10 protein-coding genes and 2 pseudogenes are annotated in these 15023 nt (G+C 46.7%); 5 read left to right on the forward strand and 7 right to left on the reverse strand.

Features of this window, described 5'->3' with window-relative positions; all coding sequences use genetic code 11:
- Positions 1–136 precede the first annotated feature (136 nt).
- Both PCO85_10970 and manA read right to left on the reverse strand, forming a co-directional pair.
- Positions 137–1675 carry a YdgA family protein gene (locus PCO85_10970; protein WJV55861.1) on the reverse strand — a complete coding sequence of 513 codons (1539 nt, stop codon included), beginning with the start codon at positions 1673–1675 and terminating at the stop codon, positions 137–139.
- Between the two features lie 81 nt (positions 1676–1756).
- Positions 1757–2941, reverse strand: coding sequence for a mannose-6-phosphate isomerase (manA, locus tag PCO85_10975; GenBank protein WJV55862.1), 1185 nt, complete (start codon positions 2939–2941; stop codon positions 1757–1759).
- Between the two features lie 176 nt (positions 2942–3117).
- On the opposite strand from manA, the gene fumC reads away from it, so the two are divergent.
- Complete coding sequence (fumC, locus tag PCO85_10980; protein ID WJV55863.1) at positions 3118–4521, forward strand: class II fumarate hydratase; 1404 nt, start codon at positions 3118–3120, stop codon at positions 4519–4521.
- A 143-nt stretch (positions 4522–4664) separates the two neighbouring features.
- On the opposite strand, the gene tus is transcribed toward fumC, so the two are convergent.
- Positions 4665–5603, reverse strand: coding sequence for a DNA replication terminus site-binding protein (gene tus / locus PCO85_10985; GenBank protein ID WJV55864.1), 939 nt, complete (start codon positions 5601–5603; stop codon positions 4665–4667).
- 141 nt (positions 5604–5744) lie between these two features.
- On the opposite strand from tus, the pseudogene PCO85_10990 reads away from it, so the two are divergent.
- A pseudogene (locus PCO85_10990) lies at positions 5745–6670 on the forward strand (Tn3 family transposase).
- 110 nt (positions 6671–6780) lie between these two features.
- Here the strand turns inward: PCO85_10990 and PCO85_10995 are convergent.
- The 3 genes and pseudogenes from PCO85_10995 to PCO85_11005 form a co-directional block, all read right to left on the reverse strand.
- Positions 6781–8136: an FAD/NAD(P)-binding oxidoreductase gene (locus tag PCO85_10995; protein WJV55865.1), complete on the reverse strand. Its 1356-nt coding sequence runs from the start codon at positions 8134–8136 to the stop codon at positions 6781–6783.
- A 468-nt stretch (positions 8137–8604) separates the two neighbouring features.
- Positions 8605–9801, reverse strand: a pseudogene (locus tag PCO85_11000) (IS256 family transposase).
- Between the two features lie 189 nt (positions 9802–9990).
- Positions 9991–11247, reverse strand: a complete 1257-nt coding sequence (locus tag PCO85_11005; protein ID WJV56059.1) for an MFS transporter — start codon at positions 11245–11247, stop codon at positions 9991–9993.
- A 139-nt stretch (positions 11248–11386) separates the two neighbouring features.
- On the opposite strand from PCO85_11005, the gene PCO85_11010 reads away from it, so the two are divergent.
- The 3 genes from PCO85_11010 (at position 11387) to bioD (ending at position 14473) form a co-directional block, all read left to right on the forward strand.
- Entirely contained in the window at positions 11387–12280 is an 894-nt protein-coding gene (locus tag PCO85_11010) for a LysR family transcriptional regulator (protein ID WJV55866.1), read from the forward strand.
- A 141-nt stretch (positions 12281–12421) separates the two neighbouring features.
- Positions 12422–13639 (forward strand): ROK family transcriptional regulator, encoded by a 1218-nt coding sequence (locus tag PCO85_11015; protein ID WJV55867.1) that lies wholly within the window; start codon positions 12422–12424, stop codon positions 13637–13639.
- A 168-nt stretch (positions 13640–13807) separates the two neighbouring features.
- Positions 13808–14473, forward strand: a complete 666-nt coding sequence (gene bioD, locus PCO85_11020) for a dethiobiotin synthase (GenBank protein ID WJV55868.1) — start codon at positions 13808–13810, stop codon at positions 14471–14473.
- 76 nt (positions 14474–14549) lie between these two features.
- On the opposite strand, the gene PCO85_11025 is transcribed toward bioD, so the two are convergent.
- Positions 14550–14918: a DUF1283 domain-containing protein gene (locus PCO85_11025; GenBank protein ID WJV55869.1), complete on the reverse strand. Its 369-nt coding sequence runs from the start codon at positions 14916–14918 to the stop codon at positions 14550–14552.
- Positions 14919–15023 lie beyond the last annotated feature (105 nt).

A 15023-nucleotide genomic window follows, 5' to 3' on the forward strand; every position in this document is an offset into this window, starting at 1 on the left:
TTGGTAGTGAATTACTGTGCAGTATAAGAACAAACACCACCGAATTACCATTTGTTGGGAAAAAAGTGGGTATCACTACGTAGATATTACTTAAAGCAACCCCCGTGAAAGTCAGTTCACGGGGGAAATCAGGTGGTTATTGTGTTACGGGTTTTTTCTGAGCGTTGGGCGTCTGTTCTTCTATGTTATTTCCCTCCGGCTGCGTGATGAATGGGGCAATAAATTTAGCCAGCGGGATCTTTTGATTATTAAAGGTTACCATACCATCACTGTATTGCAGTGAGCTGGTAATGGCGTTGTTTTGGGTTACGGTTACCTGGCTCATCTGACCCAGACTGGCCATGAGTTGCGCTTGCTGGCGGGCCATGGCTTCGAGCTGTTTCTTTTCTTCATCACTTGACGTTTTTGGCGCAACCTGAACCATTAATTCTGTCAGCATATCTATGGGCACATTTAATTTCGCATCCAGATTTTTAACTGATTTACGGAAAATGGCTTCTTCATCAGATAGTTGAGCTTGGGGGGCAGTGTCTGTTTTCAAAGGATCGGTCAGATCCAGAGATAGGGTAAATGTACTTTCCCCTTTGGCGTTTTTCCAACTGACAGGTGAAATTTTTATGCTGGGATTGCCCTTAAGCAACTGAGGGAGGTGCTGAAGTACCAACATGGCAATCTGCTGCTGATATGTTTCAGGATCCAGGTCGACCTGCATCAGCTCTTCGGCTTTTTTCTGGTAATCTTCAGCGAATTGTTTCACACCCAATCCGTCAAATCTGTCGTAGCTGATGTTCATCTTGGCTGACCCCAGATTTTGATCACGCAGAACGAGGGAATCGATACCCAATGCCAGTTGACCCGCTATATTGGTTTGATCTTCTGTTATATGGCTGGATACTACAAAATTGTTGATAGTGACCGGATCGCCACCTTGAACTTGCAGCTCGATACTCTTCAGCGTAATTTTCCCATCACCCAGATTGATATCAAACTTGCCTTTGTGTGTATCGCTGTTTAGCGCCAATCCCTGAATACTCAGTGTTTCTGTCTGTCCCCACGGGTTTTTCTTCTCAATCGTCAGTCCACTGACTGTTCCTACCGCGTGAGCTGCTCGTAAATCGTGGCTGATATCGGCCTCTACTGTTGCGCCGCTGAAAGAAAACTTCTGTTCTTCACTTTGGTAATCGACAGGTATCAACACAATTTCGGAGCGGGTATCTCCATTATAGGCAACCCGGGTTTCTGCGGTGACGAATGGCTTATTCTTGGTTAATTTAAATAACGGTTTCAGGGGATCACTGCTCGCCAGTTCACTGTGTACTGATGCCATGGCTGGCAGCAGGTTGAATTTTTTAATCTGTGCCAGTGGAAATGGACCATGAGAAATAGTTTCATTAAATATCACTTTATCACTGGCGGATAAGAGTTGATGGCCATTAGCGGATCCGTCAGATTGCAGCACATACGTCAGGTGGCTGCTGAATATGCCACGCTGGTAATTTTGATAAACAATAGCTAACCCGGCATTCGGGTAAGCTTCTTTCAACCGGGCATTGAGGTCGACGGTAAATTTAGCGACATTTTTTTCTATTTGCTTTCCTGTGAACCAGGACGCTCCTGTCCAGACGGCACCAAGCGCAACAATAATCCCAGCGGCCACTAATGATTTTTTTGTCACTTTATATACATCCTTTTAGTCGATTTTTGTGCAATATACCTGTCATACCCAGGGTATGCATGCAATTGGAGATGAGTAACATCAGGCAGTTAATGATTTATTATAGACGCGTGCAATGCATCCTTGTCCCCGAACCTGAACTGGAGATTCATAAGCCGGGATAAAACACGATTCACCCGGTTGAAGTACGACCTGCTGGCGGTCTTTTTCCAATACCGCTTCTCCATCCATACAGAAGACAATCGCTGCGCTATCCTGAATCAACGCGTGTGCCTCATCGGCAAGATAATGCAGAGAAAAGGCAAAATCATCGACCGGAACAGGGAAATCAAGTTCATTACCGTGTTTGATTGGTACCGTAAGTAATTTGTCAGCGGGCTTGGGTTCAAATTTCACATTAGCCAGTAATTCGGGAATATCAATATATTTGGGCGTCAGTCCGGCACGTAATACATTATCGGAGTTGGCCATCACCTCTAATGCTACGCCTTGCAAATAGGCATGAGGTGTTTCTGCGAATAAGAACATTGCTTCACCCGGTTGCAACGTAACCACATTCAGCAATAGTGGTGAAAATAAACCACTATCATCTGGATAGAACTGAATAATGTAATGAATGGCCGCCCAAGGGCCATCGTTACGGTTTTTTAATACACGCTTCAGTACGTCAATCGCGTTCTCTTTTTGCTCTCCGTCCATACTCAGCAGGCTGGCGAACAACATGGACAAGTTCTTGTTGTCCGGCTGGTCCAAAAAGGTCGTGATGGCGGGGTGTGCACTGGCGACTGGCTGTAGCAGGGTGGCAATTTCAGACAAATCTCTAAAGCCGTTGATAGCCAGAAACGGCGTCAGCGCAAATACCAACTCTGGTTTATGGTTGGCATCTTTATAATTTCTTTCTGCCGCATCTAAAGGAATACCCGCCGCGTTCTCACGAGAAAACCCTAATTCGGACGCTGTTTTACTGGGGTGAACTTGAATGGAAAGTGGTTGGGCTGCACACAGCACTTTAAAGAGAAAAGGGAGTTCCCCGAATCGTTGTGCTACCGCCGCCCCTAAATGGCCGGTTAAATCTTGGGCTATCACATCTCGCAGGTTGTGTTGTTGTCCTTGTTCATCAGCCAGGCAGGAACTGCTCTTGGGGTGGGCACCCATCCATAACTCTGCCATGGGCAAATTATCAGGGTTATCAATTCCATATTTCTCTGTTAATGCACATTTACTGCCCCATGCATAGTGTTGGATGCGATTAAGCATTCTTTGCATAACGGATTCCTGCTATTAAAAGGATTGTTAATTTTTATGATGAAAACGGTTAATAATAAGAGAGTATTAATTAACTACCTCAGTTTGCAATCATGGTAATGCTTTATGTGCCGCGATACCAGACGATGTAACGGTGATTCTGCTATTCGATCAACGCGTTATCCAAGGGGAAAATAATGGCAGCTACACGTATTGAGAACGATTCTATGGGATCAATAAAAGTGCCTTCTGAACGACTATGGGGTGCGCAGACACAGCGATCTTTAGAACATTTCCGTATTTCCGAAGAAAAAATGCCACAAGCATTGCTGTATGCACTGGCTCAAACCAAGCGATCGGCGGCGAAAGTCAATGTCGACCTGGGACTACTACCGGAGGCGCGTGGGAAGGCCATCATTCAGGCCACTGATGAAGTGCTGGCAGGAGACCATGCTGGTGAATTTCCTTTGGCCGTCTGGCAGACCGGTTCAGGGACCCAGACCAACATGAATATGAATGAAGTCCTGGCTAACCGGGCTAGCGAATTACTGGGTGGCGAACGAGGCAATAGACGGTTGGTGCATCCAAATGATGACGTCAACAAGAGCCAGAGTTCCAATGATGTCTTCCCTACGGCGATGCATGTGGCGGCGGTTATTGCGCTAACTGAACATTTGCTCCCGGCATTACGAACATTACAACAGACGCTGGCCACCAAAGTCGGCCAGTTTAGCAACATTGTGAAAATTGGTCGTACGCATTTACAGGATGCCACTCCGTTAACCCTGGGGCAGGAGATTTCTGGCTGGGTCGCCATGCTGCAACATAGTCACCGGCATATTGAGAATAGTATTCCCCATTTGTGTGAGTTGGCTCTGGGAGGAACGGCTGTGGGAACCGGACTGAATACCCATCCGGAATATGCCACTCGAGTGGCAGCCGAATTGGCCGAACTGACAGGGCATCCTTTTGTGACTGCACCGAATAAATTCGAAGCTCTGTCAAGTTGCGATGCATTGGTTCATGGACATGGCGCACTGAAAGGATTGGCTGCCTCGCTGATGAAAATTGCCAATGATGTACGCTGGCTATCTTCTGGCCCCCGTTGCGGTATTGGTGAATTACGCATTCCGGAAAATGAACCTGGAAGCTCGATTATGCCTGGCAAAGTCAACCCCACGCAGTGCGAAGCCATGACGATGCTTTGTTGTCAGGTCATGGGGAACGATGTTGCCGTTAATATGGGGGGCGCAGCCGGTAATTTTGAACTCAATGTCTTCCGGCCAATGATTATTCATAATTTTCTGCAATCAGTGCGTTTGCTGGCCGATGGGATGAACAGCTTTAATGTGCATTGTGCGGTGGGTATCGAGCCGAATAGCGACAGAATTACGCAGTTACTGAATGATTCACTGATGCTGGTTACGGCGTTAAATACGCATATTGGCTACGATAAAGCCGCAGAAATTGCGAAAAAAGCCCATAAAGAGGGGCTGACATTAAAGGCTTCTGCACTACAGCTAGGGTATCTGACCGATGAACAGTTTGAACAATGGGTTCGTCCCGAAGATATGGTCGGTAGCCTGAAATTGAAATCATAGAGGTCATGCTGAAGCTGCCCCGCCGGTGAGTGATGTCAGCTTCAGCATTTCTATTTGTAAACCTGCACGTTTACGTATGGATGGATAACAGCACAGTCGTGACAGTGTCACTTTAACTGTGGTCTATAGCGAATGCATTACCGTTATGATACATCTTCATCTGTATACAGGTGCAGGCGGGGGATAAGTAGACGCAGCGCTTTTGCCTTGGGTTTGTGTTTGTACTGAATGTTATCTACATCGTAATTGTTTAATTCTCCGATCGTTGGTCTTGAGTCGCCGTACTCTTGTTGACAAAGCACAATCAATGGCGATGGACAGGGATGTTGTACCTGCTTTTGTTGCTCCTGATACCAGACTCTGGCGATAGGCTGAACCTTTACTGGTCGTCTTATTTTCAGTGTCGCTTGTTCTGGCAGGCGTTTAACATCCGCTATTTCCTGTTCCAGTAACGCTGACCAGTCTGCTTTGCTATAAGGGGCCATACTACGGCCAGCTTTTAGGCTTTTTTCTAATTTTTCCAGTAGTTCATCTCGGCTGATGTTCTTGATAATATTTTTGTTGGCCCAGCCAAAACGTACAGAGGTGGGGTTGGTAATCAGCGTAATGGTTCGATAAACGCTTAATGTGATTAACCCTCGTAAGTGGGTATGCACGAAATCAAAGCGTTGTTCCGGCTCCAGCCCGGATTCAACGGTAATCATCTGTTCCAGCTCTTTTTTAAGCGCATTGATGGTGTCAATCAGCTGATAGGCTTGCTGATATTGTTGATGATCGACAGAAAAACACAACGCGCCTGGCAAGCGAATGGCAGCTTTACTGCTAATTGATTCTGCATGATGGTGGATAAACAAGCGTTGGAAATGCGCCAATCCTAGTTGGCAAGCCGTAGAACCAATCAACGGGGCTACGGTTATCTGGGTTATTGGGTCATGTTCTTTACCTTTTGGGATGTCTGGTAAAACAAAAACGCTCCCGGCCAGTAACTGGAAACCAGAAAATAGAGAAACCATTTCCGTCAAATGATATTCCAAAGTGGTAAAACAGGTATTCATTCGAGCTATCAGATCGTAGCGTGACATTATTGCCGATCCATTTAGTTACAACATACATTAATATATACTTTAAATCCCCCACTTAAACAACGAGTTCATTATCGTTAAGCAGGGGAGGAAAAGATATTCAGGCCATCATTACATGGATTTTATTAGGGGTCAGTTTGGATATCGAAAATTCTCGATGAGGTAAACAACTGGACGACGTTTACCCGACATTTTTCGCATATAAAAAAATGACATTACCCGTCCCGATACTCGCCTGCTTCTCACCACCATTCTTGCGGATGGCATCAATTTTGGCCTGACAAAAATGGCAGAAGCCTGCCCCCCGGGAGCACCAAATCATCACTCGAAGATATTCAGGCATGGTACATCCGCGACGAAACCTATTCAACCGCCCTTGCAGAGCTGGTAAACGCGCAGGGGAAAAGGCCGCTGGCAGCATTCTGGGGAGACGGGACAGCATCATCATCAGATGGACAGAATTTCAGAACAGGCCGCTCAGGCCGCTACGCAGGGCAGGTTAACCCGAAATATGAGCAGGAGCCAGGACGTCAGTTTTATACCCATATTTCGGATCAATACAGCCCGTTTTACACCTGCATAATCAGTCGAGTCAGGGATTCAACCCATGTGCTCGATGGCTTGCTGTACCACGAAAGCGACCTGGAAATCAGGGAGCATTACACCGATACACCGATCATGTCTTTGCTCTGATGTATCTGCTGGGATTTGCGTTCTGTCCGCGAATCAGGGATCTCCACGACAAGAAGCTGTTTATCAAAGGCAAAGCGGACCAATACCCGGCGCTTCAGTCACTGATATCAACGACCAGCCTGAATCTGAAAGAGATCGAAATTCACTGGCGTGAAGTGCTGCGTCTGGCGACCTCGATAAAGCAGGGAACAGTGACGGCATCCCTGATGCTGAAAAAGCTTGCCAGCTACCATTTGTCCCCGCTAGGCTGGGAACACATCAATCTGACAGGCGATTATATATGGAAAAGCAACCGGATACCGGCTTCCGGTAAGTTTCGTCGGTTGAGGCCAGCTAAAGTAGAGAGGTCAAAAAATAGCCTTAACGTACAATAATTTTGGCTGGTGAAGCGTATGGTTCATGGCTGCTGAAGTCCAGATTACCGGGATAACACAGAATCTCTGCCCCTCTCTTCCCGGAAACTCGGGGTGGTTCATCAGGTTCCTTAAATCGGGGTATAACCCTTTAGCATAATGTCATATACCGGCCAGAGAAGGGTTTCCTCCATCCGCCATGCCAAAGTGCTTTCTTCTAATGGGTCAATAACCTGAAAGGGCAACGCCGTCACCGGTTCCAGTAAATAATTAAATTCCCACAACATGGCATGTCCGACATCCAGAATCATGGGGCAGGATGTATAGCCATCCCATACAGCATGAAGTGGTTCACCACTGAGTAATGCACAGAGATTACTGGTCACAATAGGTAACTGAGACTTGACCGAAGCTGCGGTTTTACCAATTGGTGTCCCAACACAGTCACCCAGACCAAAGACATTAGGATAGCGTTTATGTTGCAGAGTATATTGATCTACTTCCAGATAGCCGTGGTACTGTTCCTGATCCGACAGATCTGACTGAATAACCGCTTCAGGGGGCAGCATTGGCGGAACAATATGAATAAAGTCCCAGTCGAGCGTCTTTTTTGACCCATCAGCCAGTAAGAACGTTACCGTTTTTTTCTCAGGTTCAAGTGCACTTAACACATGTTCATAATGGGGTGTTATCTGACGTTGATTCCAAATCTCTTTCAACTTATCATCAAAAGATTTGACGGAAAATAGGAACGATTCCGAAGTAAAATACTGAAAGTTTATGCGGTCACGTTTTGGTGACTGCTGAGCAAAGCTCTCGACCAGATTAGTCGCTTTCATCGGTGCCCCTGCACACTTTATCGCCCCCTGAGGTCGGGTGAATATTGCCTGGTTCTGCCCGGGAGCACTGATAAACCTGTAAGCTTGTTGATAGCTGGCAATACCTGCTTCCGGACTGTGATAAATACTGGCAATCCCATTTTTTCCAATCAAGCGGTCATCCAGGCCTTCTATCATATCGTACCGGAGCTCCAGTCCCGTGGAAACAATCAGATAATCATAATGTATTGATTCACCTCCGGCAGTAACCACAGTATTTTTATCCGGAAGAAATTCCACCACTGAATCTTGTTTACGGGTCACTCTGCGGTCAATGTATTTTTCAATTGATTTGACCACATCACCAGGCACTGTGTATGATCCGGCAAGAAAAAGTGTCTGCCCGGGCTGATACCAGTGAAAGCCCCTGGGTTCTATAATGGTTATGCTTGCCCCATCAAGGTAGCGCAACAGCATGTTCGAAATACTAATACCACCGGCGCCTCCGCCTGTAATGACAATCTTTGCATTGGTCTTGATTTTTCGAATCTCATTATAGGCGAGGCCGGCAGCGCCCAGCGCACCAAGACCCAGACCGGATTTTAATAATGTTCTTCTGGAAATGGACATTTTTGTCTTTCTCTTGCAGGCTTTCTGAACCGACGCCATAATCTTTGCCCCCGAAGGAAAAGATATATGGCGCACCTGATAATTACTTGCTTTTGATATACACCATCTTATTCATTTTTATTTTAGTTGAAATCCCCAAAAAACTATAAATAGGACACCAACCATAGATGCCTGTAATTAGAGGAATAATGCCAATCCAAGCCTAGTCTAGTCTAGTCTAGTCTTCACAGGTTTAAATGAATAACACCGCCGCAAGCAACGGGGGATTTAAAACTGAACCCGTTGATTATCTGAAAGCAATTTGCGGTATTCGTTACCTTGATGTTTGAAATACCGGTCTATCTCATAGCAACATTCCGGGGGTAAGTAGTGACATAATAATCCCTGAATAACAGTTGGTTAGAGTATTGTTAAAGTATTGATTTATATAAATAAGTTAACTGAAGTTAATATTTAATATAGCAGTAGTTTGTGACCCTGTACACGATTCTGTGTAAATGCCTTTTCTCAGAAGTGACCGTTCAGGCGGTCACCGAACTCGATAATAAAGCGGTTCATCGCCATACGCCAGTCCCTCAGCGGCATCGTCCATTTCTGTGATGCCGCCTGGATTGCCAGCCAAACCACCTTTTCACTGCATCGTCCATCGGGAACACCTTGCGCTTCTTGATGGCATGCCGGATCACGCTGTTCTGCGACTCGATGGCATTCGTCGTGTAGATCACCTTGCGGATATCTGCCGGGTAAGCGAAGAACGTCGCCAGGTTGGTCCAGTTTGCCTGCCAGCTCCGGCTTATCTGCGGATAGCGGCTGTCCCATGCGCTGGCGAACGCTTCAAGCGCCTGCTGACCTGCTTCTTCCGTGGGGGCCTGATAGATGGCTTTCAGATCGCGGGTGACGGCTTTGTAGTCCTTCCAGGAGACGAACCGCAGGCTGTTGCGCACCATATGCACGATGCACAGCTGGATGCGGGCTTCCGGATACACCGTGTTGATGGCGTCCGGGAAGCCTTTCAGGCCGTCGACACAGGCGATGAGGATATCGTTCAGGCCGCGGTTTTTCAGTTCTGTCAGCACGTTCAGCCAGAACTTCGCACCCTCATTCTCAGCCAGCCACATACCCAGCAGTTCTTTCTGGCCTACCCAGCGCCAGGAACACGGATTTGTTGATGACGCGGCTGTCCTGCCGGACTTTCAGAACGATACAGTCAAGATAAACAATGGGATAGACAGCATCCAGTGGACGATTTTTCCATTCGGTAACCTGCTCCATCACCGCGTCGGTGACCTTCGATACCAGTGCAGGGGAGACATCCGCGTCATACAGCTCTTTGAACGCAGCTGCTATCTCGCGGGTGGTCATCCCTTTGGCGTACAACGATAAAATCTGGTTATCCATCCCGGTGATCCGGGTCTGGTTTTTCTTCACCAGTTGCGGTTCGAAAGAGCCATCACGATCGCGCGGAGTGCATAGTTCCAGAGGACCATCGCCGGTGGTAACGGTCTTTGTGGAATAGCCGTTGCGGGAGTTGGCAGCTGGTTTAGGCTGGTTTTTATCGTAGCCCAGATGGTGGGACATTTCGGCGTTAAGAGCCGCCTCAACGCTGATTTTCTTCAGCAGGCGATCGAACTGGCTGAGATCGTCAGGGGTTTTGAGATTTTTGACCAGTTCATTGGCCAGAGCCTGCAATTGTTTTTCGTCCATAAATTAACCTTCATTTGATGCTGGATTGAACATATCAAAATCAGGCAATTACACAAATTTATGTACAGGCTCGGCCTCTTCCCCACTCTCTGTAACTTTCCCCAGCGACACACACACTCTACACCATGTACAGTCGCTCAAAAAACGAGCTTAACGTACAATAATTTTCGATATCCAAACTGACCCCTATTATGACAGGCGCGGCAGTAATTTGAGGCGATAGCTGATAAACAATGCAATGAAAAGCAAGACTATCAGGAATAACGTAACCCCCGTCCAGCCATAGGCATACCAGAAAATACCGCCGGTGGTACCCGCCAGACTAGAACCAAGATAGTAAAAAAACAGGTACATTGATGATGCCTGTCCTTTACCCCGTCGAGCACGTATACCAATCCAACTGCTGGCGACTGAGTGAGCCGAGAAAAAACCAGCGCTGAACAGCATCATACCGATCAAAATGATCGCTAATGATGAAAAAATCGTCAAAATTAAACCAGACATCATCAGTAATACTGCCGCGATTAATACGGGTCCACGGCCAAATCGGACGCTCATGGCTCCCGCACGAGGTGAACTGTAGGTGCCGGTGAGATAGACCACTGACAGTAAACCAACGACAGCCTGGCTCAGGTTGTACGGGGCGGAAAGCAAGCGATAACCGATATAATTGAAAAGCGTGACAAAGGTGCCCATCAGTAGGAACCCTTCAACAAACAGCAGCGGTAGACCGTCATCCCGCCAGTGCAGTTTTAAATTAACCAGTAAGAATTTGGGTCGTAATGATCCGGCTCTAAAATGGCGGGATTCCGGCAGAATGCGCCAAAAGGTCAACGCTGCCAGTAATGCCAATACTCCGATAGCACCTACAGCTACTCGCCATGAGAAAAAATCGGTCAATACACCGGTAATCAGACGACCGCTCATTCCCCCAATAGAGTTACCACTAATATATAGCCCCATGGAAAAAGCCAATACGCTGGGATGTATTTCTTCACTAAGGTAACTCATGGCAACGGCGGCAACGCCGCTCAGCGATAATCCAAGCATGGCACGCATAATTAATACGGCATGCCAACTGGTCATAAAGGTACTAATCAGGGTACAGATTGATGCCAGCAGTAGAGAAACCACCATTACATTTTTACGTCCTACCGTATCCGATATCGGACCGGTAAACAGTAAACCGACCGCCAACATAATGGTAGATATAGATAATGACAGACTGCTGGTTGCCGGCGATATACCAAAATCGGCCGAAAGCACAGGCAGAATGGGTTGTACACAATACAGCAACGCGAATGTCGCCAGACCAGCGGAAAACAATGCCAGTGTGACTCGCATAAAAGCGGGAGTACCTCGTTTGATAAAAGGGGTTTTAGCTTTGTGATCGAACGTGTGTTTCTCACGATAATCCTGAATGTCATCAATGACGGAAACCGACATTCCCTGGGAAGACAGCGGGGTACTCAAAATAAATCCTTATCCAAGCTGGTACAGCAATAATCAATTAGTGATGGGGATCATAGGATTAGTAGATTGTTTTGTATAATATATTAATCATAATAAATGATATGTTTAAAATATGAATATTGAACTACGACATCTTCGCTACTTCATCGCGGTCGCTGAGGAACTACATTTTGGACGCGCAGCTGAAAAACTGCGGATCTCCCAACCACCGTTGAGTCAGCAAATACAATTACTGGAAGCGCAGATTGGCGCCAGGCTATTAGAGCGCAACAATCGAACTGTACGTTTGACGCCAGCCGGCACTCAGTTTCTAAAAGAAGCCTGGGCGATCATCAATCAGGTCAATCAGGCCGCAGAGCGGGCTGCCCGTATCCAGCGGGGAGAGATCGGTGAACTGAATATTGGTTTTACTTCGTCAGCCCCATTTATCAAGGCCGTGTCACAAAGTTTGCTGCACTTCCGTCAATCCTACCCGGAAGTGCATATCCAAATGCAGGAAACCAATACCAAGCAGCAAATTGAACCCTTACTCAGCGGCAAACTTGATCTGGGGGTAATGCGTAACAATCCTTTGCCGGATGCACTGCGCCATCAATTGTTACTGCATGAAGCGATGGTTGCGGTGGTTCATGAGGAACACCCGCTCGCGTCGACATCGGGTAAAACCATTAGCATTCAGCAGTTGGCAAACGAACCTTTTGTTTTTTTTGCCCGTGAAGTCGGCACTGCGCTTTACGATGAGATGCTGACCTTGCTGAAAAACTATGGCATCACACCGTATATTACGCAGGAAGTCGGTGAAGCAATGACCATTGTTGGACTGGTGTCATCAGGATTGGGCGTTTCTCTTCTTCCCGCATCATTTATGCGTATCCGCGTGGATGGAGTGAAATATCTGTCGCTGTCTGAACAGGATGCTATCAGTGAAGTGTGGTTGGTTACTCATCGAAATCGGCCAATCAATACAGCCGCCCAGACACTTATTTCACTTATGCTGCGTCAATAATGTCGTAAATGTGTGCAGCGAATCACATAACGAATCAAATATTTGACGGCTTTTCATAAAAACTACACCATAGCGACAGTTTTTTTATTTTGCAGTGTAAAAAATACCAACAATGCGTTAAAAACCAGGAGTCAGGTCAGAGTGATAGCCAGCGGTCAGCCCGGACATATTGATCAAATCAAGCAGATGAATGCGGGAACGGTTTATAGATTGATTGATCAATATGGACCCGTGTCACGCATAGAATTATCCAAAAAGGCTCAGCTCGCACCAGCCAGCATTACCAAAATTGTCCGGGAACTGATGGAAGCCCACCTGGTTCAGGAAACGGAGTATCAGGATGTTGGCAGTCGGGGGCGTCCCGCCATCGGACTGATACTGGATACCGAGGCTTGGCACTACCTTTCAATCCGGATCAGCCGCAATATCATTACCCTGGCGCTGCGTGATCTGAGCAGTAAACTGGTGGTTGAAGAGACGGTATCATTACCCACAGAACACCCACAGCCATTACTGAATCGAATTCTGCTGGAAATCGATCAGTTCTTCATTCGGCATCAGAAAAAGCTCGAACGTCTCACGGCGATTGCTATTACTGCGCCAGGGATGATCGATTCGACCACTGGCATTATCCACCGGATGCCATTTTATGATGTCGAAGAGATGGCCATCGGCCCGGAATTATCACAACGAACCGGCGTTCCTGTGTTCTTACAGCATGATATTTGCGCCTGGACAATGGCGGAAGCATTGTATGGCGCTTCCCGTGGATGTCGGGATGTCATTCAGATTGTTATCGATCATAACGTAGGGGCGGGTATTATCACCGATGGGCGGATTCTGCATGTTGGCAGTCGTAATCTGGTGGAAATTGGCCACACGCAAGTTGACCCGTATGGCAAACGTTGTTACTGCGGTAATCATGGCTGTCTGGAAACCGTTGCCAGCACTGAAAACATGCTGGAACTAGCCCAACAACGTCTTAATACCTCCATGAGTTCCCTATTACATGGATTACCTCTTACGGTTGATTCATTGTGCGAAGCAGCACTAAAAGGCGACCAACTGGCAAAGGACATTATCATCGGGGTAGGGAACAATGTCGGTCGCATCGTGGCCATTATGGTAAACCTGTTTAACCCTGAGAAAATCTTGGTAGGCTCGCCCTTGAACAAGGCGTCCGGTATTCTCTATCCGGCAATTATGGCGTGTATTCAACAACAATCGTTGCCCGCGTACAGTCATAATCTTCACGTAGAAGCCACTTATTTCTATAACCAGGGCACGATGCCGGGTGCTGCACTGGTCAAAGATGCGCTCTATAACGGATCGCTGTTGGTGAAACTGTTACAGGGATAATCTTCCTAGTCAGACTTTTCGCAGAAATACCATTGATTTCCACTGAAAAACAAAACATTGAGCTAACGCAAACTGCTCTGATCTCCCTTAGCCTAGACTTTGGTTCTCAGCAGTCTGTTTAGGCTTTTGGTCTATGTTTTCAGATGGTACTTCTGGAGTGGTGTTTTCATGTTAAAACGCATGTTTGTTACTGGTACTGATACCGCCGTAGGTAAAACGGTTGTATCCAAAGCGTTATTACAAACGCTATCGAAAACCCAAAAGGCGGTAGTGGGTTATAAACCGATAGCCAAAGAGTGCATGGAAACTGCAGAAGGGCTGCGCAGCAAAGATGCGCTCATTCTGCAACAAGCATCAACGTTGGACCTTCCTTATAATCTCATCAATCCAATTGCTCTACTGGAAGATGAGATCAGTGCCAGCGAAACACTGATTAATTACAGTGCCATGACTGAAGGTTTGCAACAACTTAGTAATCTGGCAGATGTGGTCATTGTCGAAGGCAGTGGCGGCTGGCGTACGCTCATGAACGACATGCGTATATACTCTGAATGGGTCGTGCAGGAACAATTACCCGTCGTGTTGGTGGTTGGCATCAAGCTGGGTTGTATCAGCCATGCACTGTTAACCGCACAGGCCATATTAAATGATGGTCTGCCACTGGTTGGTTGGGTAGCTAACCGTATCAATCCTGGTCTGGCTAATTATGCTGACATCATTACTGCACTGCGTAAAAAAATCCCGGCACCACAGCTAGGCGAATTACCTTATTTGCCTCGAGCGGAACAGCGGGATTTGTCTTCTTATATTGATCTTTCCGCCATCAATCAATAGCGGTTACGGTATCGAAAAAATGTTCGGGCTATCATTGCTTCCTGTTCTAAAAAGGAACAGGAAGCAGGTGACATGTTTACGGATTAATCGGACGACCGGTTCTACGGTCCAGACAACGTGCGGAAGAGTTTTCCCAGTAGGCGTTAAAATTGCTGCTGTTTTTACATCTTTCGGCAGAATCAAGCGCCCTATCTTCACGATCGATATTTCTTAACTGACGATCTGCCAATTTTTCTTCGATCTTCACTTTTTTGTTGCGTAGATTTCGAGTCTCGTTCCGATCTTCTTTACTCTGACGAACAGCTTCTTTTGATATGGCGCTATTACCATTATCAATAATAATCTGGTGTGTTTCAGCAATGCTGGGAGTACTAATACCAGCAAACACAACCAGCGACAGAGGAATCAAGGCTCGCAGCAATGATGTGGGAAATTTTCGATTCATGTTGTCACCCTGACAGAACAGCTTTGTTAATACAATTGGTTAAATACAAGCGATTATTTAGCAACGAAGGAGATATACCATTCCTGATATTGATGAAACCATCAT

It is taken from the genome of Prodigiosinella aquatilis (assembly GCA_030388725.1).
GTDB classification, from domain to species: domain Bacteria; phylum Pseudomonadota; class Gammaproteobacteria; order Enterobacterales; family Enterobacteriaceae; genus Prodigiosinella; species Prodigiosinella aquatilis.